The 21,641-nt window shown below is 48.9% G+C and carries 23 protein-coding genes; 4 read left to right on the top strand and 19 right to left on the bottom strand.

The window, feature by feature from the left end; translation table 11 throughout:
• Window positions 1-9 precede the first annotated feature (9 nt).
• The 11 genes from ACI351_RS05795 to trxA all read right to left on the bottom strand — a co-directional run bounded on the left by ACI351_RS05795 (window position 10) and on the right by trxA (window position 12,784).
• Window positions 10-2,241, bottom strand: coding sequence for a hypothetical protein (locus ACI351_RS05795; protein ID WP_439734303.1), 2,232 nt, complete (start codon window positions 2,239-2,241; stop codon window positions 10-12).
• Window positions 2,242-2,334: 93 nt separating this feature from the next.
• Window positions 2,335-3,588: a bifunctional folylpolyglutamate synthase/dihydrofolate synthase gene (locus tag ACI351_RS05800; protein WP_439734304.1), complete on the bottom strand. Its 1,254-nt coding sequence runs from the start codon at window positions 3,586-3,588 to the stop codon at window positions 2,335-2,337.
• Window positions 3,585-4,847 (bottom strand): UDP-N-acetylglucosamine 1-carboxyvinyltransferase, encoded by a 1,263-nt coding sequence (gene murA / locus ACI351_RS05805; RefSeq protein ID WP_439734305.1) that lies wholly within the window; start codon window positions 4,845-4,847, stop codon window positions 3,585-3,587. Before murA ends, ACI351_RS05800 begins: the two co-directional genes overlap by 4 nt.
• 18 nt (window positions 4,848-4,865) lie before the next feature.
• Window positions 4,866-5,708 (bottom strand): peptide chain release factor N(5)-glutamine methyltransferase, encoded by an 843-nt coding sequence (gene prmC / locus ACI351_RS05810; RefSeq protein WP_439734306.1) that lies wholly within the window; start codon window positions 5,706-5,708, stop codon window positions 4,866-4,868.
• Between the two features lie 72 nt (window positions 5,709-5,780).
• Window positions 5,781-6,839, bottom strand: a complete 1,059-nt coding sequence (gene prfA, locus ACI351_RS05815; protein ID WP_439734307.1) for a peptide chain release factor 1 — start codon at window positions 6,837-6,839, stop codon at window positions 5,781-5,783.
• Between the two features lie 71 nt (window positions 6,840-6,910).
• Window positions 6,911-7,243 (bottom strand): 50S ribosomal protein L31, encoded by a 333-nt coding sequence (rpmE, locus tag ACI351_RS05820; protein WP_439734308.1) that lies wholly within the window; start codon window positions 7,241-7,243, stop codon window positions 6,911-6,913.
• Window positions 7,244-7,328: 85 nt separating this feature from the next.
• The gene (gene rho, locus ACI351_RS05825; RefSeq protein ID WP_439734400.1) at window positions 7,329-8,585 is read right to left on the bottom strand and encodes a transcription termination factor Rho; all 1,257 of its coding nucleotides are present in this window, start codon (window positions 8,583-8,585) and stop codon (window positions 7,329-7,331) included.
• A gap of 209 nt (window positions 8,586-8,794) precedes the next feature.
• Window positions 8,795-9,385, bottom strand: coding sequence for a dephospho-CoA kinase (gene coaE / locus ACI351_RS05830; RefSeq protein WP_439734309.1), 591 nt, complete (start codon window positions 9,383-9,385; stop codon window positions 8,795-8,797).
• Window positions 9,382-11,961, bottom strand: coding sequence for a DNA polymerase I (gene polA / locus ACI351_RS05835; RefSeq protein ID WP_439734310.1), 2,580 nt, complete (start codon window positions 11,959-11,961; stop codon window positions 9,382-9,384). Before polA ends, coaE begins: the two co-directional genes overlap by 4 nt.
• Before the next feature lie 57 nt (window positions 11,962-12,018).
• Window positions 12,019-12,453, bottom strand: a complete 435-nt coding sequence (locus tag ACI351_RS05840; RefSeq protein WP_439734311.1) for a thioredoxin family protein — start codon at window positions 12,451-12,453, stop codon at window positions 12,019-12,021.
• 10 nt (window positions 12,454-12,463) lie between these two features.
• Entirely contained in the window at window positions 12,464-12,784 is a 321-nt protein-coding gene (gene trxA, locus ACI351_RS05845) for a thioredoxin (protein ID WP_439734312.1), read from the bottom strand.
• A gap of 195 nt (window positions 12,785-12,979) precedes the next feature.
• On the opposite strand from trxA, the gene ACI351_RS05850 reads away from it, so the two are divergent.
• Genes ACI351_RS05850 through ACI351_RS05860 form a run of 3 tightly spaced genes read left to right on the top strand, consistent with a single transcriptional unit; the run spans window position 12,980 to window position 15,277 of the window.
• Window positions 12,980-14,053: a toxin-antitoxin system YwqK family antitoxin gene (locus ACI351_RS05850; protein ID WP_439734313.1), complete on the top strand. Its 1,074-nt coding sequence runs from the start codon at window positions 12,980-12,982 to the stop codon at window positions 14,051-14,053.
• On the top strand, window positions 14,053-15,018 hold the full coding sequence (ispE, locus tag ACI351_RS05855) for a 4-(cytidine 5'-diphospho)-2-C-methyl-D-erythritol kinase (protein WP_439734314.1): 966 nt from the start codon (window positions 14,053-14,055) through the stop codon (window positions 15,016-15,018). Before ACI351_RS05850 ends, ispE begins: the two co-directional genes overlap by 1 nt.
• On the top strand, window positions 14,975-15,277 hold the full coding sequence (locus tag ACI351_RS05860) for a septation protein SpoVG family protein (RefSeq protein WP_439734315.1): 303 nt from the start codon (window positions 14,975-14,977) through the stop codon (window positions 15,275-15,277). Before ispE ends, ACI351_RS05860 begins: the two co-directional genes overlap by 44 nt.
• A 196-nt stretch (window positions 15,278-15,473) precedes the next feature.
• On the opposite strand, the gene ACI351_RS05865 is transcribed toward ACI351_RS05860, so the two are convergent.
• Window positions 15,474-16,079 carry a nitroreductase family protein gene (locus ACI351_RS05865; protein ID WP_439734316.1) on the bottom strand — a complete coding sequence of 202 codons (606 nt, stop codon included), beginning with the start codon at window positions 16,077-16,079 and terminating at the stop codon, window positions 15,474-15,476.
• Between the two features lie 411 nt (window positions 16,080-16,490).
• Between ACI351_RS05865 and ACI351_RS05870 the strand changes: the two genes are divergently transcribed.
• Window positions 16,491-16,967 (top strand): type IV pilin protein, encoded by a 477-nt coding sequence (locus ACI351_RS05870; protein WP_439734317.1) that lies wholly within the window; start codon window positions 16,491-16,493, stop codon window positions 16,965-16,967.
• Window positions 16,968-17,369: 402 nt separating this feature from the next.
• On the opposite strand, the gene nrdD is transcribed toward ACI351_RS05870, so the two are convergent.
• The 7 genes from nrdD to ACI351_RS05905 form a co-directional block, all read right to left on the bottom strand.
• Complete coding sequence (gene nrdD, locus ACI351_RS05875) at window positions 17,370-17,552, bottom strand: anaerobic ribonucleoside-triphosphate reductase (protein ID WP_439734318.1); 183 nt, start codon at window positions 17,550-17,552, stop codon at window positions 17,370-17,372.
• Between the two features lie 245 nt (window positions 17,553-17,797).
• Entirely contained in the window at window positions 17,798-18,013 is a 216-nt protein-coding gene (locus tag ACI351_RS05880; protein ID WP_439734319.1) for a hypothetical protein, read from the bottom strand.
• Window positions 18,013-18,225 (bottom strand): hypothetical protein, encoded by a 213-nt coding sequence (locus ACI351_RS05885; protein WP_439734320.1) that lies wholly within the window; start codon window positions 18,223-18,225, stop codon window positions 18,013-18,015. Before ACI351_RS05885 ends, ACI351_RS05880 begins: the two co-directional genes overlap by 1 nt.
• A 2-nt stretch (window positions 18,226-18,227) precedes the next feature.
• The gene (locus ACI351_RS05890) at window positions 18,228-18,617 is read right to left on the bottom strand and encodes a M15 family peptidase (protein WP_439734321.1); all 390 of its coding nucleotides are present in this window, start codon (window positions 18,615-18,617) and stop codon (window positions 18,228-18,230) included.
• Window position 18,618: 1 nt separating this feature from the next.
• Window positions 18,619-18,846, bottom strand: a complete 228-nt coding sequence (locus tag ACI351_RS05895) for a hypothetical protein (protein ID WP_439734322.1) — start codon at window positions 18,844-18,846, stop codon at window positions 18,619-18,621.
• Window positions 18,846-20,516, bottom strand: coding sequence for a hypothetical protein (locus ACI351_RS05900; protein ID WP_439734323.1), 1,671 nt, complete (start codon window positions 20,514-20,516; stop codon window positions 18,846-18,848). Before ACI351_RS05900 ends, ACI351_RS05895 begins: the two co-directional genes overlap by 1 nt.
• 17 nt (window positions 20,517-20,533) lie before the next feature.
• Complete coding sequence (locus tag ACI351_RS05905) at window positions 20,534-21,640, bottom strand: hypothetical protein (protein ID WP_439734324.1); 1,107 nt, start codon at window positions 21,638-21,640, stop codon at window positions 20,534-20,536.
• Window position 21,641 lies beyond the last annotated feature (1 nt).

Genomic DNA, 21,641 nt, shown 5'->3' on the forward strand with positions numbered 1-21,641 from the left:
ATAAGCGGGTTATTTGTCTTCTCTGAAAATGGACCATTTCATACGGCCGATAAAGCTGTCCGTTTTCTCCAAAAAATCTTCCCCGTCAAAAAGCTGTTCGTGCTGGGGCACAGGATCCGCCACTTTGATCTCCGGCAAATCCGCCTCGCTCACCACGGAGGCTTTGGCCCGCGCATTCATAGAAACGGGTATTTCCGAAAGAGGAACCTGTTCCTTTTCGGTTTGAGAGACAGGCCACTTTGGCTCCGCTTTATCTGAATGTAAAATAGGTTGCTTCGGGTCTTGAGGCGCGGCGGGCGCGGAAGGAACTTGTGGGACGGCAGGTTTCAACGGGGCCGCTTTACGAAGCATTTCTTCTTTGTTAGCGCGCTCTTTTTCCTGCACCAAGCGGGCAGCCAAAAGTGCCGCGCTTTGGTTGCGCAGCTGACGGTTTTCTTTCGAGAGTTCCTGCCTTTCCGCCGCTAACGTTTCCGCCTGCTTTTGTAGTTCAAGCGCACGGAGAGATAGTTTTTCTTTCTCACGGTTTAAATCTTTGGCACGGGCTTCCAACGCATTTTTTTCGCGCACCAATTCCTCAGTACGGGAAGAAAGTTCCGCTTTTTCACGCGCCCAATCCTCCGCCGTACGGCGGACGTCTTGCAAGTTTTGAGATAAAGAATTTTTTTCTCTGCTTAATGCGCGATTCTGTTCTTCAAACCGTTGTTTCTCGCGTAGCAGCTCCTCGGATCGTATGGAAAGATTGTCTTTTTCGCGCGCCAATTCCTGCATTTGGCGGGTAAGCTCTTCGCTGCGCGCGGTAAGTTCGGCTTTTTCGCGTGTCAAATCTTCTGCAGCCGTCTGTGCGGCCTGTAAATTTTGCGCCAAAGACGCTCTCTCTGCGCTTAACACGCGGGTTTGCTCTTCCAGCGCCTCTTTTTCCCGCGCCAAAGACGCGCTTTGGGCAGATAAAGAATCTTTTTCTAACTCGGCAGCGCGCATACGTGCATCCAACGCTCCGTTGGTACGGGCAAGTTCTTCTTTTTCGTTCGTCAAGCGCACATTTTGCTGGGTTAAGTCTTCATTTTGGCGGCCCAACACGGCGATCTTTTGCTTCAGTTCCTCAATCACTGCGTCATTGGCATTGATTTTTTCCACCAATTCTTTAAAGTTCTTTTCAAGCAGTTCTTTTTCCTGCCGTACGGCCTCCAGCTCCATACGGGCAGATTCAAACTGGACGGAAAGCTCGTCGCGCTGAGTTTGGAGCGACTGCAATTTTTCCGTAAACGCAATCAGTTGTTCCTGCGCACTGCGGCTGTGGTCGGCTTCCAAAGCGGTCATTTGTTCTTTAAGCGCCTGCAACTCGCGTTCTTTTTCTTCTAACCGCTTAAGGGCGGCTTCTTTTTCCGCGGCCGCTTTGTGGAGTTTTACGTTTTCCGCACGCAACGATTCGATTTCTTCCACCTGCTTCATACATGTGTCAGAAATTTCCTGCAGCTGCGTTTCCAAACTATCCACTTTTTGCTGATATTCCTGCCGGATAGAAACAATGCGGCCTTCAAAATCAAATGATTTAAAGCGTTCTTCAGCAGCGGTCAGTTGGTCGCGCAAAGACAAAATTTCTTTGGCTTGCTCAGCCGATTTTTTAAGCGCTTCCATTTTTTCCTGCTGCACTTTTTTAATTTCTCTGTCCAGCGCACTGTTGACAGCTTTTAACTGGGAAGCTTTTTGGTGCAGACTGGAAATAATACGCTCTTTTTCTTCGTGTTCTTGCCGCGCTTTTTCTTCTTGCGCGGTGCGGTAATTTTCCGGTTGGTAATGGTAAATAGCCGTATGGGGCGGATTTACCGACGGAGCGTCAAACCCGCGCTGCACGTCCGGCTCCGGATACGATACGCGATGTTCCTGACGAACACGGGATAAATTTTCCACGCTGGCTTTTAAATTGGCAATCGTTTGGGAAATGTGTTCCAAAAAAATGTCACGATCTTTTTGGCGTTCCATCGCTTCGCGCGTACGCGCAAGCTCGGAAAGAATCATTTGGTTTTGGCTGGCGGAGGCTTCAAAGCGTTCTTCCAATTCCTGAATTTTTTGTTCCAGTTTTTCAAATGTGCGTTCATACTGGGAAGGTTTAGAAGGGATTAATCGCTCGCCAAAATCCGCACCGGCAGGCGTAACGGAAGATGAAAAAGACTGCTCCTTAAATTTTTCTAAAAACTGGGCGATATCCCCGTGACCTTCAAATTGGTTATTGTCTAAAGACATAGCTGGCTCTCCGCGCAAAAATACGTATACTAAATTTAACCACAATAGAGCGCGCGTGTCAACCCTATTTTCTGACGGAAAAACACTTCGGTTTTACACGCGTTTAAACGCTTTGCTTTCCAGCCTTGCGCGCACCGCGCCGACCAGATAAAAAGAGCCCGTACAAAGTGTTTTTTTATGTGTAAGCGCAAGGGCAAGGGCTTTCTTCCAGTCCGGCTCGAACACGATTTGCGCATTTTTGGCAAGTGCGGCACGGATTTCATCTTCCCCCGCGCCGCGCACAGAAGGCGGGACGGTAACAATAACCGTTTTAAAATACGGACACAAAAGCGCGAGCATTTTTTTATAGTCTTTGTCCTTCATAAACCCGCACAAGAGCACTGCATTCTCGGAAAGCGCCGTCTTGCGCCAAAACTCCATTAGAAGTTCTACAGCCTGAGGGTTATGTGCGCCGTCAAGCACAACGGTATTTTTACCGTTGCAAAACATCTCAAACCGTCCTGCCAATTCGACTATTTCAAACGCTTTCTTTACCGCGCAATCCGGCAACCCGAGCGTTTTGGCCGCCTGATATACGACACAAGCGTTTAGCGTTTGGCGCGCGCCCAAGGCGTGCAGCGGCCAAACGGAGCCGTCATCCGTGCGCATCAGCGTACGCCCCGACGATATATCCACTGACGATTCCCAAAACGGTTCGCCCTGCCCCACAAATGTCAGCGGAGCATTTTTAGATTTCGCCATTTTAGCGATAATTTCGCGTACGGTGGGATTCATCGCTCCGCTGATAACGGGTACGCCGGCTTTGATGATACCGGCTTTTTCGCGCGCGATTTGCGCCAAACTGGAGCCGAGATATTGCGTATGGTCAATCCCGACAGCGGTAATAATACTCAGCGCGGCAGTACACACGTTGGTGGGATCCTTCCGCCCGCCAAGCCCTGTTTCCAAAACAACATAGTCTACTTTTTTGCGCGCAAAATAAACAAGCGCAGCGGCGGTTAAAATTTCAAAAAAATTGAGCGCGTCCTCTTCCTTCTGAAATACCTCTACAACAACCTGAGAAAAGGATTTTTTGGAAATGGGCATTCCGTTAATTTGGATACGCTCCACGGGGTTTATCAAATGGGGCGATACAAAAAGCCCCGTCTTGTACCCCGCACATTCCAATGCGCAGGCCATCATTGTCGCTACAGAACCTTTGCCGTTCGTTCCCGCTACGTGAACAATTTTAAATTTTTCCTGCGGGTTGCCCAACCGCTTCAAAAGACGCGCAAATCCAGCCGGTCCCGAGCCGTAATCCACACCCGTGCGTTTTAAAATGTAATTAAATACGATATCAAAATTCATTTTTCGGGATTATACCGCTTGATCTGCGCGCCCAAAGAGGTAAGTTTTTCTTCCAAGTTTTCATACCCGCGGTCAATATGGTAAATACGCTCCACCTCGGTTTCACCTTTTGCACACAGACCGGCGATAACAAGCGCCATCCCTCCGCGCAAATCGGACGCTTGGACGTGCGCGGCGGAAAGCTCTTTTATGCCCGTAATGCGCGCGACACTTTTCTCCGTCACAATTTCCGCACCCATACGCACCAGTTCGGGCGCGTGCATAAAGCGGTTTTCAAAAATATCTTCGTCCACTTCGGCAGTACCGGAACAAAAACACATTAACGTCATCCACGGGGCCTGCAAGTCGGTGGCAAAACCCGGGTACGGCGCGGTACGCACGCGGATAGGTTTAATCTTCCCATTGTAAGCGTGTACGCGCACGGAATCGTTGGTAATGGTAAGAGGGAAACCGGCTTCCTGTAAATCCTCCAGCAAAATAGCGTTATGTTCGGGTACGCAGCCGGTAACGGTAACATCTCCGCGGGTGGCGGCAGCGGCCAGTATATAGGAACCGCTTTCAATGCGGTCGGACATCACTTCGTGCTCCGTGCCGTGCAGCGTTTTTTTACCGTAAATTATGAGGCGGCCTTTATCATCGGCGGAAATATCCGCGCCCATTTTGTTTAAGAAATCGACTACATCGTCAATCTCCGGCTCTTTTGCCACGTTTTCAAGCACCGTTTCGCCTTCTATTAAGCACGCACACATCAGCAGGTTCTGTGTGGCACCCACGCTGGGGAAACGCAGTACAATTTTAGAAGGCACTAATTCCTGCGCACGCAAAATAACGTTACCCGCTTTGGTTTCGCACGTCGCGCCCAGTTTTTCAAATCCTTTTAAATGAATATCCACCGGACGCACCCCGATAGCGCACCCGCCCGGGAGCGGAATTTCCGCTTCCAAAAAACGCGCCAAAAGAGGCCCTGCCACCCAAAAGCTCGCACGCATTTGTTTGACAAGTTCATACGGCAAACTGTTTTTAAGCTGTCCATCGGCGGAAACGGTCACCGTGCCGTTTTCGTACGTTATTTTTTTACCCAGGTATTCCAAAATTTTAAGTGTGGTGCGCACGTCGCGCAAATCTGGCACACGACGCAAAACACACGGTTCGTCTGTAAGAAGAGTAGCCACCAAAATCGGCAGTGCGGCGTTTTTGCTGCCGCTGGCGCGCACCGTTCCCTGCAATTTTTTGCCGCCGCGAATTAAAAATCTGTCCATAACAACTCCTAGAAAAAATTAAATTTTTTGGGCGAGCACAAACCGCTCTATCCCCACTATATCTTTTTTTACCTCGGCGTTCCAGCCGATTTCCATAAGCCCCCGCGCCACCGCGCCCGCCTGTCCTTTGCACAGTTCCAAGGCGAGCAGTCCGTCGGGATTTAAATAGTCCGCCGCCAAAGAACAAAGCGGCCGCACAACATCTAACCCGTCCGCGCCGCCGTCAAGCGCAAGGCGCGGTTCGTGTAAAACTTCCCGCGTCAGCGTGTCCACAATTTTAGACGGGATATACGGCGGGTTGGAAATAATCAAATCAAACGTATCCTGTACGTTTTCCCACACGTCCGACTGCAAAAACCGAATACGGTCCTCCAAATGCAGCCGCTTGGCATTTTCCTGCGCCACCAAAAGAGCTTTTTCGGAAATATCCGCCGCCGTAACAACGGCTTTGGGAAAACGGTCCGCAAGCGCAAGGGCAATACACCCGCTGCCCGTGCACATATCTAAAAAACGGTACGCGCCGCGATGTTCAAAACGCGCGCTGACAAGGTCCGCCAGTTCTTCCGTTTCCGGACGCGGAGTGAGTACGTCGGGAGTTACGTGAATATTAAGACCGCAGAACGGCTGAAAGCCGACAATGTGCGAAAGCGGTTCCCCCGCTTCTTTGCGCACGAGCATTTTTTCGTATGCGTCCTGCTGCTCGGGTGTAATACGCTCCGCGCGGTTAACTAGCAAATGCGTGCGCGTAACGCCCAGCGCACTGGCGAGTAACCATTCGGCGTTGGCCTGCGGTTCGTCAGAACCGGCCGCGACCAGACGGGAAACGGCTCCGTCCAAAACTTCTTCCAAGGTGGGTTGCATAAATGAAAAATCTTTAAAAAACGCCGGAAGCGCCTAAACAACGCCGTCCGGCGGTACAAAAACAAACGTGAATCAGATTTGCAAGTTTTTGAGTTTCTGTTCCACGCGGTAGGCGCGCAAATCTTCCAGTATCGGGTCAATCGCACCTTGCATAATTTCCATTAAGTTATGGTACGATTTATCGGTGCGGTGGTCAGTCACGCGGCTTTGCGGAAAGTTATACGTGCGGATTTTTTCCGAGCGGTCTCCGGTGCCCACCTGCGCTTTGCGTTCATCGTAAATTTCTTTATTGCGTTTTTCTTCTTCAATCTGGTAAAGTTTGGCGCGCAGCATAGCCATCGCTTTTTCGCGGTTTTTGCCCTGGTGGCGTTCTTCGCGGCAGGAAACCACAATGCCCGTAGGTTTGTGGATAATGCGCACGGCCGTTTCCACTTTGTTCACGTTTTGGCCGCCCGCGCCGCCGGAACGGCACGTTTCCATTTCCAAATCTTCGGGGCGGATTTCGATGTCGATTTCTTCGGCTTCCGGCATAATCGCCACCGTGACGGTGGACGTGTGCACGCGGCCCGCGGTTTCCGTATCCGGCACGCGCTGGACGCGGTGGGTGCCCGCTTCGGTGCGGAGCCAGGAGTACGCGCCGTCGCCCTTGATAAACATACTGACGTATTTACAACCCTTAAGTCCGGTGGGCGTAAATTCCAAAATTTCCGTCGTCCAGCCTTTGGTTTGCGCAAAATGCTGGTACACGCGCAAGAGCTCCGCCGCAAACAGCGCGGATTCGTCGCCGCCCGCGCCCGGGCGGATTTCCAAATAAATGTTTTTGGAATCGTTCGGATCCGGCGGGATAACAAGCACGCGCAGTTCTTTTTGCAAAACGGGCAGTTTGGCTTCCAGTTCCGCCAGTTCTTCAGCGGCCATTTTAACAAGCTCTTTATCCTCACCCGCTTCAATCATCGCGCGGTCGTCCGCAATGGCCTTTTGGACGGCGTTAAGTTCCTGCTCTTTTTCAATAATGGGTTTTAAAAACGCGTGGCGTTTGGCTTTTACGGCCAAGTCCTGACCGGACAAATTGCCGGAAGAAAGCTCCTCTTCCAACTGTTTAAATTCGGCTATATATTTAGAGGTATCCATAACGGTTCCTTATTACAAAAGAAAAAGAGCAGACTTCCTTGTGGGCAGTCTGCTCTTTAAAAAAAGCGTTGCTATTTCGCTTCGGCGGCTTCCGCTTTTTTGGCCGTTTTTTTGACGGCGGCTTTTTTGGCGGCTACCGGTTTTTTCGCCAATTTGGCTTTAGCTTTTACTTCGGTTTTCGGTTTGCGGACCAAGGTTTTGCCTTCGGTTTTTGCAAAGCGTTTGTTGAATTTTTCCACCATACCTTCGGTGTCCAAGAGTTTCTGTTTGCCCGTAAAGAACGGATGGCAGGCGGAGCAGATGTCGAGCTTTAAAGTTTTGGCGGTGGAGCGGGTGGTAAATTTATTGCCGCAGGCGCACACGACTTCGACAAAATCGTATTTGGGATGTAAGTTTTCTTTCATTGTTAATTCTTCCTTTCAAAAATCTATATAGATTATTTTACCATAATCGGACGTTTTTGGGCAAAAATTTCTTTTTTCCACCCAACTAAAACGCGTTCATTTCCATTTGTTTAAAGAAATCTTTGTTGGATTTGGTGGAGGACAGCTTATCCAGCACAAGCGTCATCGCGTCCACGGAGCTTAACGGCGCAAGCACTTTGCGCATAATCCACACTTTGTTGAGTTCGTCTTCCGAGAGTAGCAGATTTTCCTTGCGCGTAGAGCTGCGGTTAATGTCCACCGCGGGGAAAATGCGCCGTTCGGAAAGTTTGCGGTCCAGACACAGTTCGCTGTTGCCCGTACCTTTAAACTCTTCAAAAATCACTTCGTCCATACGGCTGCCGGTATCCACCATAGCCGTGGCGATAATCGTCAGCGAACCGCCTTCCTCAATATTGCGCGCCGCCCCCAAAAAGCGTTTGGGTTTCTGCAGGGACGTGGCTTCCAAACCGCCCGTCAGCACGCGGCCGGAGGACGGCGCCACCGTGTTGTACGCGCGGGCCAAACGGGTAATAGAGTCCAACAATACCACCACATCTTTCCCCTGTTCGGCCAAGCGTTTGGCTTTTTCGATTACCATTTCGGCCACCTGCACGTGGCGGTCAGCCGGTTCGTCAAACGTAGAAGCGACGACTTCGCCTTTTACGCTGCGGCTCATATCGGTTACCTCTTCGGGGCGTTCGTCGATTAAAAGCACCATTAATACGGCGTCTTTGTAGTTTTCGGCAATAGAGTGTGCAATCGCCTGCAAAATCATCGTTTTACCGCTTTTGGGCGGAGCCACGATAAGCGCGCGCTGGCCTTTACCGATAGGCGCAATCAAATCGATAACGCGCTGGGTAAGCGAGGATTTATCCACCTCCAGCGTAAAACGTTCGTTAGGGTGCAGCGGAGTCAGGTTTTCAAACAGCGGGCGGTTATAAATTTTATCGGAATCCATCCCATTTACTTTTTGCACCTGCAGCATGGCAAAGTAGCGTTCGTTGTCTTTAGGCGGACGGATGAGGCCTTCAATCGTATCGCCTTTACGCAAACCGAAGCGTTTAATTTGGGAAGGAGACACATAAATATCTTCCGCTCCCGCCAGATAGTTGTTTTCTTCCGAGCGCAAAAAACCAAATCCGTCGGGCAGAATTTCCAGTACGCCGCCGCCGTATACAGAACCGTTTTGTTTGGCCTGTACGGCAACGATACGGCCGATGAGTTCCTGCTTGCGCAGACCGGAAATATCTTCAATGTTATAATTGACGGCCAGTTTGGTCAGTTCCTGCACGCTGAGTTTATTGAGTTCGCGCGCGTCCATCGGTTTGGCACCGTTAGGGCGGGCGGGCGCGGCGGATGCATTTAACGGACGTACCGATTGCACACAACGCTGCGGAGTTCGGCGTTCATATACGGGGCGGGTTCTTTCTGCTTTTGGCGTATCTGCGGACGGTTTGGCCGTCTTAGTTTCTTTGGCGGGTTTTGCGGTTTTTTCCTGCGCGGTATTTTCTTCCATAATGTATAGACTCCTTACTTAAATCCATAAATATATTCCAGCGCCCGGCAAAGACGCTGCACTTTTAGTCCTAAATCTTCTTTTGAGCCCCCGTTAAAAAACAGCACATTGGCAAGGCGGGCTTTTTTGCTGTCCGGCATTTGGACGGACCGACGGCGTTCGTACTCTTGGCGGCTGAGGCCCCGCGCGGCCAGACGTTCGTCCAGCATTTGCGGGTCGCCCACCACTAAAATATTAAGATCGGTCAGTTTATTCCACCCCGCTTCAAACAACAGCGGTACCTCGAACACGACAAAGGGCTTTGCCGACGCGTGAATACGCCTGACGGCCATATCGTGCACCAAGGGATGCAAAAAATCTTCCAGTTTTTTACGGGCTTTGTCATCCGAAAAAATACGTTCGGCCACTTGGGCCGCATCGTACGTGCCGAACCATTCGGCCAGCTGTTTTTGCACAGCGGGAGTTTTGTAAAGCTCCCGCACCAAATCGTCGGCGGACAAGGTATCCGCTCCGTTTTCGGCGAAATACGCAAGCGCGGTGCTCTTGCCGCTTGCAATGCCGCCCGTAAGCCCCGCCACCAATTTATTTTTTACGCGCAACGTCATAAAGGCAGTTTTTCCAGATCGTACCAGTTGGGACCGGCCTTGGCCGCCGCCAACAACGGCACGCGCAGACGCACGGCGTTTTGCATCAACTCTTTAATGCGTGCGGCCGTTTCGCCCAAAATATTTTGCGGTAGTTCAAAAATGAGCTCATCGTGCACCTGCATAGTCATCTGCACGTCCGTATCGCGGTAAGCGGAGAAAACGTCAATCATCGCTTTTTTTATGATGTCCGCCGATCCGCCCTGCACAATAGTGTTAATTGCCGCACGCTGCGCAAAAGACGCCATAGATCCGATACCCATATTAAATTCGGGCAAATAACGCACGTGGCCCAACATCGTTTTAACGTAACCGTTCTGGCGGGCGAGCGCGACGTTTGCATCTATCCATTCGCGCACAACGCGGAAGTTCTTAAAATAATTATCGATATACTCTTTGGCCTCGCGCATAGAAATCCCCAGCGCTTGGGAAAGCCCCATCGGCCCCTGTCCATAAATGATACCAAAATTAATTGCTTTTGCACTAGAGCGCATTTCGTCCGTAACCATTAAAGGCATCACGTTAAAAATCTGCGAAGCCGTTTGGGTGTGAATATCTCCCCCGTCTAAAAACGCCTGAATAAGCGCCGGATCCTGGCTTTCGTGCGCCAAAACGCGCAGGTCAATTTGCGAATAGTCCACACTCAGCATTATATTGTCCGGCGCGGCGCAGAACGCTTTACGCAGCCAACGGCCCTTTTCGGTGCGGACGGGAATGTTTTGCAGGTTGGGGCTGGAGCTGGACAGGCGGCCCGTAACCGTACCCGTTTGGTCCAGATACGAGTGAACTTTATCGTTCTCGTCCGCCATTAAAAGCAGATTATCCACGTAAGTAGACTTTAATTTGGCGTTGGCGCGATAGTCCAGAATGTCGCGCGCGACAGGATATGTCTGCGCGATTTGTTCCAACACTTCTTCGTCGGTAGAATAGCCCGTTTTCGTTTTTTTAACGGGCGGAATTTGCATCTGTTCAAAAAGAAGCGTCCCCAGCTGTTTGGAGGAGTTGATGTTGACGGGATATCCCGCGCGGGCGTCCACGTCTTTTTGCAAGCGTTCAATTTCGCGCTCCAGCAATACTTTAAAACTTTCCAGCCACCCCGTATCTACGCGCAGCCCCGCAAATTCCATATCGGACAGCACCATCATCAGCGGCAATTCCAGCGTGCGCAGCAAAGCAATCTGCCCGCTTTCTTTTAATTTTTGCGTCAGAATTTCCCGCAGTTTCCACCCGAAACGGTTGTATGCACGCAGCAGCTCTAATGGGTCTTCGTCATTAATAATGGCGGAAAAATAATCCGCGCACGCACCCGAAAAGCTCAAATCAGCCGACGGATTTAACAAGTAGCGTGCCAAGCGTCCGTCAAAACAATTGATAAACTGTCCGTGTACGTTAATATCCAACTCACGAAGCGTCAGTTTTAAATCATAACCGATTTTTTCCACCGCATCATTTTCCACCAGTTTTTTAAGTGCTTCGCGTTCCCACGGACGCACCTCCGAAAGCGGCGTGAGGGACAATTCCTCCTCGCTAAGCCCTAAAAGTAAATAATCATCCTGCGCGTGCAAAAATATGCGCGGCGCGGTCTCGGCCTTTTTCAGCGAATCCGAAAGCGTCATTTCCGCCGCCGGAGTCTGCATCGTTTGAACGGCGGACGGGCGGCGAGGCGCGTCATACAAATCAAGCAGATTTTTAAATTCGTACTGTTCAAACAGCGCGGCTAAATCCGCGCGGTCCGGCGTGCGGACGCGGTAATCGTTTAAATCAAACGCCATATCCAAATCGGAATCAAACACAACGAGCTGTTTGGAAAGCAGCGCCTCCCCCTCGTGTTCGCGGATTTTTTTGGCGACGGAAGCCTTGATATCCGGGCTGTCGTTATGGGCGGCGCGGAGGATATCCTCCAAGTGTCCGAATTTTTCAATCAAGTCCACCGCGCTTTTGGGACCGACGCCCATTATCCCCGGGATATTATCCGCTGCATCGCCTACAATGGAAAAATAATCGGGCAGAAAGTTTACGTCTACGCCAAATTTTTCTTTGGCAGCTTCCGGCCCCTTGAAACCGTCCTTTCCGCCGCCAGGCCAGATATGAATGAAATCATTTAAAAATTGATATACGTCTTTATCGGTAGTGGCAAGCACGCTCGGCACGTTTTCGCGCGCGGCGCGGCGGGCCAAAAAAGCCATTAAATCATCGGCTTCAATTCCTTGCTTGGCTACCATAGCCAGCCCCAGCCGTTCCACCATTCCGCGCGCTAAATTCAACTGGCTGATGAGCGCGTCGTCCGGCTTTTTGCGCGTACCCTTATAAGCGGGCCACAACTGTTTGCGCCGCGCACAGCCGCCGGCAGAATCAAAACAAACGGCGGCGTAGGCCGGATTATATTCGCGCAGCATTTTAATCAGCCAACGCATAAACCCGTACAACGCACCCACCTCTTGGCCGGAGGAGGTAGTCAGTTTCGGCAGCGCGTGATAATTACGGTGCAGAAAATTATGGGCGTCCACTAAAAAAAATTGAGGCTGGAAATTGGTCATACACAAATGGGATATGTTATAAGATACCCGCCCCGTTAACGGGGCGGGATAAAACACTTATTTTACGCGGTCGACGGCGGAGTTGATTTCCGCTTCCAGTTTAGCTTGCGAGTCCGGAGAAAACCCGCTGTGGGAAAACATTGGCGTATCATTGTACAGCACAACAAACGTCGGTGCCTGCGAAACGCCCAGCTGTGTGTATAAATATGTTCCGTCCGCGGCGGCTTTGTCCGTGTCTACGGGGAACACATACACGTGTACATTGGAAACATTTTCGTATTTTTTGACCAAGGCTGGCAGCAGCATTTTTTTGGCTTTTACGCACGGGCCGCAACCACTCATCGTAAACATAATGACATACACGTCATCTTTCTTCATCGAAGCATACGACGCACTGGTCAGTTGTTCCGCTGCAGCCGGAGTCTGTGCGCGTAAATCAACCGCGCAAAACGCAAAAAAACCAACTGCTATCGCAACAATAATTTTGTTCATATAATACCTCTTATAACAAGGCGTTTAATTTTTCCTGCAAAGCGGCTTTGGATTGTAATCCAACCGTTTGTCCGGCGATTTGTCCGTCTTTAAAGAAAATAATAGTGGGAACCGAAGAAATACGGTATTTGGCACAAGCGTCGGGAGCCTGGTCCGTATCCAGCTTGCAGATTTTGGCTTTGCCCGCGTATTCAGTAGCAATTTCTTCCACTACCGGAGCCAACATACGGCACGGTCCACACCAAGTGGCCCAAAAGTCCACCATTACTACTCCTTTGTATTTTAACACTTCTTCTTCAAAATTGGCATCGGTCAAAACAACTTCGCTCATACACTCCCCCTTAAAATTTAATATATGTATATACTGTACTATAATTAAAGGTTACCAGACAAACGGTAACCTGTCAAGCGTTAAAACACATTAAAAACCAATTTCAAATGCTTTTTATGCGCCAGACAAATCTGTGTATCGCCGTTTAGCCGTAAAGTATTGTAAAATAAGTGTAAATATATCGGAGAATTCCGTATGAAAGAAAAAACAATTTGTATTGTGACCCCTACCAGCCGTACCTATTTTAAGGCTATTCCGCTGGCTAAAGAATTTTTGGATAAAGACCTAAACGTCATCAACGTCTCCGGCACGTTGCCCGAAGGTACATTGGAACAAATCGAAGTCACTGCTAAAACCATCAAAACGCTAAAAAACGGAAAAACGGACGGATTACTGGAAGTGATAAACCTGCAAGATAACTCCGTCACCTTCAGCGAACTATATCAAGACGGGAAGCTCCTCAATGTAACCAACCATACTGTCGCGGCACGCAACGCCGCCAAAAATAACGCGGAAGATCCAAAAGAGGCACCGCTCTATGCGGGCACTACCGTCAAAAGCGGAAAAGGGAGCCGTTCCTTTTATGTACAGGGAAAAGAAGTGGCAGAGGAAACCATTGCCTCTAATGGAACGATTTTGGAACTGCTCGGGAACATTCCGGACGGAGACGTCAAAGAATTTAACGAAAACGAACAAGTCATTATGGAAGCCGTTTACCGCAACAATAAATTAAACGGCGAAATGGTGCGCTATACCGATACGGGCGAAATACTTTCGCGCGAAACGTATGAAGACGGCGTCCTGAACGGAGACGCACATTACTACCAATATCAAAGTGCGGGGAAAGCGTGGTCGGACTGTGTCTACCAAAACGCCCTCTTGCACGGAACACGCAAAGTATATTATCCTTCGGGGGTTTTAAAAGCAGAAGAAAATTTCCGCCACGGTAAACTAACTGGGGAACGTCAAACTTACTACCGCAACGGGAACTTGGAAAGCAAGGAACAATATTTGGACGGTAAACTTACCGCAGAACGCACGCTTTACTTCCCCAAAGGAGGCTTGTGGTATCGGGAAAACTACAAGGCCGGATGCTTGGACGGAGACCGCACGGCTTACTTTACGGACGGCACCGTACGGCTGGAAGAATTTTATGTGGACGGTATGCGCGAAGGATTACGTAAAGTATATGCAGAGTCCGGCGAACTGTTAACCTCGGAGGAATACCACTGGGGCGCGCTCGTGCACAATACGGAACGAGGATTCTGATGAAAATAACGCGTTTTTGCCCCGCCAAAGTGAATTTATTTTTAGAGGTATGCGGTAAACGGCCCGACGGATATCACGAGCTGGCCACGCTGTTTGCCAAAATTAATTTCGGTGATACGTTAAGCATAGATGCCGAACTCTCCCCGCAAACCGAAATTACGCTCAAACTGACGGGCCCCGTAGGCCATATGCTAAAACCTGACGAAACCAATTTGGCTTGCCGCGCCGCGCGCGCATTTTTGGAACATTTTAAATTGTCCGCCCGCATTGACATGACACTCGACAAACACACCCCCACCGGCGCGGGCCTCGGCGGAGGCTCTTCGGACGCGGCGGGCGTAATACTGGCGTTATGCGAAATTTTTGGTAAAGATAAAAACGAACTTCTTCCCGCGTGTGCCAAACTGGGAGCGGACGTACCGCTTTTTATGTACGAGGAAACTTTTTTAAAAGGGGAAGGCATCGGCGAAAAATTAACGCCTGTTCCCGCCGGCGGCCCGCTGCCGTGGCTGGTGCTCGCTTACCCCAATACGGTTGTGCCCACCAAGGGGGTTTTTGCACGGTTAAAATTGCCCGATCAACAAACGGTCTTGACAAATCGCTCTAATTTAGATAAATTAATAACATACCTAAGATGTGCCAGTTCGCTGGCCGGCTGGAAGCATTTGTTATTCAACCGGCTGGAGGAGTGCGTTGTTCCTTTTACAAACTCTGTACGAAATGTGCTGCTCGATTTGAGAAAAACAAATACAGATGCAGTTTTAATGTCTGGTTCCGGCTCCACGGTTTTTGCTTTAGTTGAAACTGAAAAGGATGCAAAAAATTTGGTACGTAAATTACAAAACAAGGAACGGACGGTGTTCTTTACGACATTTCATAGGAGTTTAACGAATGAAAATTACGGAAATAAGGATACATCTTATGGGAGAGGATCGCCTCAAGGCGTTTGCAAGTGTGACGTTTGACGATTCTTTCGTTGTAAGAAATATGAAAGTAGTGGAAGGAACAAAAGGCGTTTTTTTGTGTATGCCTTCCCGTAAATTGCCTGACGGAACCCACAAAGATATGGTTCACCCCATTAATCAGGATTTTCGGGAATACTTAGAAGCGAACGTTTTGCAAGCATACGAACAGGAATTAAAAAATCATCCGCAAGGCGCGACACAAAACGTGAGTTCCGATTATAACGAAGGAAACGCCGCAGGCGATAGTGAAGTAAAATAAGGGTTCAGCACAGAAATTTCCGTTATTCATCCCGCTAAGCTGTGATGAAACAATTTACTTCCGGATGGTGAAATGGTATCACTACTGGTTTTGGTCCAGTCATTCTAGGTTCGAGTCCTAGTCCGGAAACCATACAAATACAGCCAAACTGATGTTTGGCTGTATTTTTGTATCTACCCCCTCCAATATTATCCCATTATTTCAAAATCTTTACACGTTCATCTAAGGAGATAAAATCCTTTTGCTCCGCCGGAGCGTACGGCGCGCCAAACGGCATTTGCGCAATTAACTTCCAACTTTCCGGCACGCCGAACTCCCGCCGCACAGCCTCGTCCACCAACGGATTGTAATGCTGTAAACTTGCGCCCAAGCCCGCTTCGGCAAGCGCGGCCCAAATAATAAATTCCACCATTCCGTTGGACTGGTACGCCCAAATAGGAAAGTTATCCTTATATGCAGGGAATTTTTGCTGCAGGCCCTCCACCGTAGCCCAATCTTCAAAATATAAAATCGTGCCGCGGGCATCATCAAAAGAAGCGAGTTTTTCTTGCGTGGCCGAAAAGTTTTCCGGCGGTACGATTTTTTGTAAAGCCTCTTTCGTTAAACGCCAAAAGGCGTGGTGTTTTGCCCCGAACAGCACCGCCAAACGTGCACCCTGCGAATTAAATGCGCTGGGCGCACATTTAACGGCAAAGCGGATAATTTCCTCTATTTTATCGTCAGACACAGGGCTGCGGTCCGTCAGCGCATACCGCGTACGGCGGTTTTCTACTGCGTGCAAAAAATTTTTCTCTTTTTCCATAAATTCCCCCTCTGTATTCAACCTAACCCGCACACCGCTGGAGGACAATGTGTTTTTTGGGTTAGAAAAAGTTGGCAAACAGATATAAATTCTTTATAATAAATTATACTCATAAAAGGAGCAGGAAGGACAAAATAAGCCTTAAACGCGGCTTACAAAAAATTTAATTCTGTTTTTGGAACCGTATGCGGAATACGGTGCGCTGTTGGGATACCAACGGCATAGTTAGGATCCAAAAACAGTCGTTTTAGACAGAGTATGCTCGAGCTGATCCCTTGGGTATACTCTGTCGAGTGCTTCCCGCCATATTTTTATATGGCGGGGGCCACGGCTGTTATTATTTGGGTTATCCTAACTAGCTCAAATATAACAGCCGTTTTTGTTTGCCCGAAAACAGAACAAGGAGAAAAAATGAAGCAGTCGGGCTTTACCTTAATTGAATTATTGGTGGTGGTACTCATTATCGGTATTTTGGCGGCGGTGGCGTTGCCGCAGTACCAAAAAGCGGCGGCAAAAAGCCGTTTCACCCAGTTGCAAACGGCAGGAAAAACGCTTAAAGACGCTATGGAATTATATTACATGGCAAACGGGGATTACCCGCAATTATGGAATCAGTTGGACATAGAATATCCGGGCTGCCCGACTGGGGGCGGGCGTTATATGTTATGGTGTGATAAATTTGCCGTAGATATGTTTATCGGGGAACAAGCCAATTTAAAATTTTGGGATACGCATGGTCTCGCCGACAACGGCAAGAATATGGATGTGGGGCAACTAAATCAGCAGGCTCCTTCCTATTACATCGTTTGGTTAGATAATTCGGAAAACCCCGGCAAAACGGAATGCCTTAGCAAAATTGCGGGTTTATGTAAAAGTATGGGATATTAAACCAACAGCAAGCAGTTGCTGTTTTCCGGACATAAAATAAAATCCGCGCACAAACGCGGAGTGTATTTCAAAGCAATTTGTGCCAGTTCTAGGCGCGGACGGGCGAAGTATACCGCCCCCGCGGCGCGTATGCGCCGGAGTATTCGAGCCCGGACGCAACAACGAAATGGCGCAAACTGAAAAGAAATACCCCCGGCGGGAGTTGTCAGAGGGAGAGCCTTTCCCCCTCGTAAAAAGTAAAAAAACGCGCTTTTCTCGTCGGTGGAGATTATAGCGCGATAAACGCGACAAGCGCGACAATATGCGATAGCCGTGTCAGCAAAATGTCAGCATAAAGTCAGCATAAAATCTGCGTAAAATAAAAAAGCCCTGGCAAAATCCGGGGCTTTTTATGGCTCGCTTTTAACAGCAGGAGATTTTCATATTTTTGCGCAAGGCATACTCCTCCTTCTTGCCTTTGTTCCAGCCCTGCACCGGCCGTAAATATCCCACAACGCGGGAATAAACCTCGCACGGGGTGCCGTGGCAATCCGCCATTTCATTTTTCAGTTCTTCAATTTTTGTTTTGATTTCGTCTTTGCTCATATTAAACTCTTACTCCTGTGGGCGTTCCCACCTTTTGAAACAATGCCAACACGCTATGCGGCACGGCTCGCCGCTTTCGCGGCATATATGTTCCCCGAAGTATCGGTTAAACTCTGCCGATTTACAGCCCATGGCACGGCTCCGCGCTAGGATTGCACGCACAATAAAAAGAAAGCAACGCGCGGGCGTTCTGGTCGTTCACGCCGGGGTCTGCGTAATCAAAGCGGATTTGGCAAATGGCCGCGTTACTTTTTACGGGTGCAGTCCTGCAACCGCTGGCGAACATCATCAGCAGGAAGATGGCCCACGCTATCCAGCACATTGTCCACTTGTTCACGTTCTTTTTCCTCCCGTTCCGCTTGTTCTAGCGCGGCGGATTTCCGCGCCAGTTTGGCCGACAGGGCGGCAATGCACCACACCGCCCCCGCCGTCAATACCGCTTTTAATAATGTTTCCCACATTATTTGGCCTTGGGTTGCTCAAAGCCGAATTTCGTCAGCCAGCTGATGACTTTCACCCCGGCCGCACGGATTTTTCCCAGCACCTCGTCGTCCTTTTTGCTGTCCGTCCATTTGACGACGATTTCCGCCGTGCCGATAATGCACGCCCATAAGGCCAAAATATCGGTCCAGTTCGCTTTCAGCCAAGCAATAGCACCCGTAATATGTTCCATAATTATTTCTCCTTTATCTCAATGTGAGGATAGTCTTTGAAGTTCGGCCAAAACGCCCCGTATTCAAAGTGGCTTTGGATTTCGCCGCGGCCGCGCAACACGGCGGCCACAGCGTCAAAGCGATAAATCAGTTCACGAAATCGCGCCAAATTACCCCAATCAATCGGGTAAGGCGCAATATCCACCGCAAAACTGGGATTCTTATTATGTGCCGAGTTCGGATAGCGCACGTGACTGTTGCCCGCGTTGTACGCCGCATTTTGCGCTGTTTCACCGCGGTGCCCTTCCAGTACCGTAAAATCATACTGTTTGATTAACTCGCGGCAGACGGCCTGCAAATCGGGGTGGCACGTGGCAAGCCGCGCCGTACTTGTCTTGCTGAATGTAGGCATATTATTTGTCTCCTTGTCGGTTAAGCAGCAGGCTTTTGATAGTTTTTACATCATCAAGCACAATGTCTATCTTTACGCCGTACTCGGTTAAAATACGCTCGTGGCTGGCCACTTTTTCTTCCAACCGGTCCACGCGCGGCGGCAGGCCGTACATCGTGGCGAACCACATAATCACGCCGCCCACAATGCCGGCTAATACTAGCCACTCTTTAGCTTTAGCGGGGTCCATTAGTTACCCTCCTGTGCGTCGGATTCCGGCAAAGGAACAGATACGGTTTCTGTTTTTAAGCCGTTTATTTCATTAGATTTGATTGCGGTTATAGGCAAGTCCACAGGCGTGTCATTGAAGTTTAAGTGAACCATAGTGATCACATCTTTTGCCAACACATTAGCTTGTCCGTAATAGGAAGAACTGACGTATGTGTATGCATACATATACCCGTTGGTATTTGCGGACAGTAAAATTTCAAACCTATAGTCACTCATATCATTTGCAAGTGCACAGCTGGTTTTAGTTCTTGACAACACACCTGCGCTACTATCGTATACTATTTCGTCTTGTTCGAACTGCGGTATACTTAGTTGCCAGGTTGTATCTGATTTCTTTATTACTGGAAATCCATATGTACACAGGGCAGGCCTGTTTTGAAATGAAAGGCCAGCGTTAGTGATCCCGTAGTTGGAGCCTTGACCTGGATTTACTGCGCACGCATAAGTGTTTAGAGTAGTCAATGCTTCCGGCTTAGATTCGTCTTTAAGGTTAAGCACACTTAACTGTCCACTCATTGTGCGTGAACTTGTGTAATTGTTATAGTAGTTTATACAGTAAGTTCTTATCAGCAACCCCGAATCAAAGTCTATGAATGAAGACCTTTGATAAGCTGAAGGCCCTGCTATAGTACCGATAGGATATAGCGGTTGTCCTGGATTTTCAATCGTGATACTTCCAGTAGCTTCTGGTGTTGTGGGTACATATTTGATTTTAGTAGATTTGTAAGCTCTTGAGTCACCAGACGAGCTTGCGTTACCTGCTGTGTATAGGTATCCTTCTTTTTGTTCATTGATATCAAAATATATCTGGTCCTGATAATAATACTGTATATACAAGCCATTGGAGCTATTTTTATATACCGTAGTATCGTTGACTAAGAATAGCCCCATATAGTTACCATTCGAGTCTACAGCTGTGGCTAATTCTCTGTCGTTCGTAATACCAGGCTTCCACTGCGAATAGTATAATGAGTATGGGATAGTAACAGTCTTTACATAGGAGATTACTGGAGCGTCTCCCGACCAATCAATGTCGTATATGTCCATAGCTGTGTTTGTTCCGTACACGACTACGATTGTATTCCCGTCCGTACTTCTTCCCATACGAACGGTCGTTGAAGTGTAACTGTGAGCGGCTACATCAGATACAGAGGCTCCTATCATAGTAGGCAGATCGGGATAGTTACCTCTTGGTATGATATGTAATGCTTGACCCGCGTGCACCACAAAATGATCGTGCACATTAGTAAGGACAGCAAAATCTCTTATATCGGTTGGAATGTTCAAACTATTGCTATTACTAGCTAGAATGGAACCTTTGATAAATGTTAGCGCGTCATTAGTTGTTAATCCTCTCAGTTTGTCTGCCATTTGCACGAGTGTTTCAGAGCTTGTTGTAGCTACGCCTTTCTCTGTCAGTGCTTCGGCTAATTGTTGCTTACCAATAGACGTGGCTAGCTCCAGTTCTGCAAGCGGACCGTCGGTATTGATTTCCTGCACCTTTGCCGCAAGCGCAGTTACTTTAGAGGTTTGAAGCTCCGGCGCATTAGGCTGGGCGAGGGCTACGAGAGCATCGTCCGAGATGCTTGCGGCTTCTGTTAAGTCTTTGTATTCTTTTGCATTTGCCATAGTGTTTATTTCTCCTGTTATAAGATTACTGCCTTAATGTTGCGGACTTTCGTCCAGTCTACCTGCGAAGATATTTGCCCGACCGTTAACTGAGGATATGTTATGGGATAGCTATATGTTTTACCATACTCTACTCCGTCAGCTATAATGTAGGTGTCTGTGTAGCTTGTGTATAGCGGGCCTTTTAGCCAATAGTTCTGACCGTTACCCATACGCCTGTTCATAAAAACTAAATTAGGACTGGCACCGTTATACACACGTGCAGAGCTGCTTACTACAGTTTGCTCCTGGAATGTTGCCCCATCAGTAGATACGGCGATGATGTAAGCACTGCCCGTGAATTTAAGTTTGGTCCAGTATCTAGTGTTTGGACTCAAGATAAAATCGGCATACGCAGAGTCTGCTATGTCTCTAGACGTTCCAGTGGAACTAAGATTCACGTACAGCTTATTAGTACTAAGGTCAATGTCCAACTCTGGCGCGTAGTAATTAGTGTGCGTTCCAAACACTCCGTTGTGGCCTGAGGCTCCTGCAGCATATACAAACGAAGCACCTATCTCCCAAGAGTTCGCAGTACCAAAATTAAGACCGTCCAGTCCGTTAACTGACACATAGCCACCACTTGCGCCTGTAATCTGATCGCCGTCTACGCTTACGCTGTGCAGAGTGTAATCCAACATGGCTATTTTTTGCGAAGTGTCCAAAATTACGCTCACGTATTCGTTAACCTGTAGTGTGATGTTTGTTCCATCACTTACTAAAGCCACGGGGTTCCAGCCACTCTTGAGGTACTTCTTGTCGAGCGAATACCACGGGAGTTCCCAAGCAAACTTGAAGTACAGCGTTTCGTCTTGCGCGATGCAGTTCATAAGCCCAGGAGCGTCGAGCAGTTGAGTCGTGCCGTCAGTGATCGCTTTTGAATGGACGGCAAACTGCAACACAAAGGGCGACGTTCCGAGAGCCTTGCCGCTTAACGTGTTTTCTATCACGCGGGACGGGTTCGTCCAGTATAAAGGCTCGTTTTCGCCCGCATACAGCCGCACAGCCGGCATTTTATTGGCTAGCAGGTATGGAGACGGGTCCGGCTTGATTAAAAGCTGTTTAATCCAAAATTTGGCGACCATA

Origin of the sequence: Candidatus Avelusimicrobium sp. (assembly GCF_051874775.1) — a bacterium.
Lineage (GTDB): Bacteria > Elusimicrobiota > Elusimicrobia > Elusimicrobiales > Elusimicrobiaceae > Avelusimicrobium.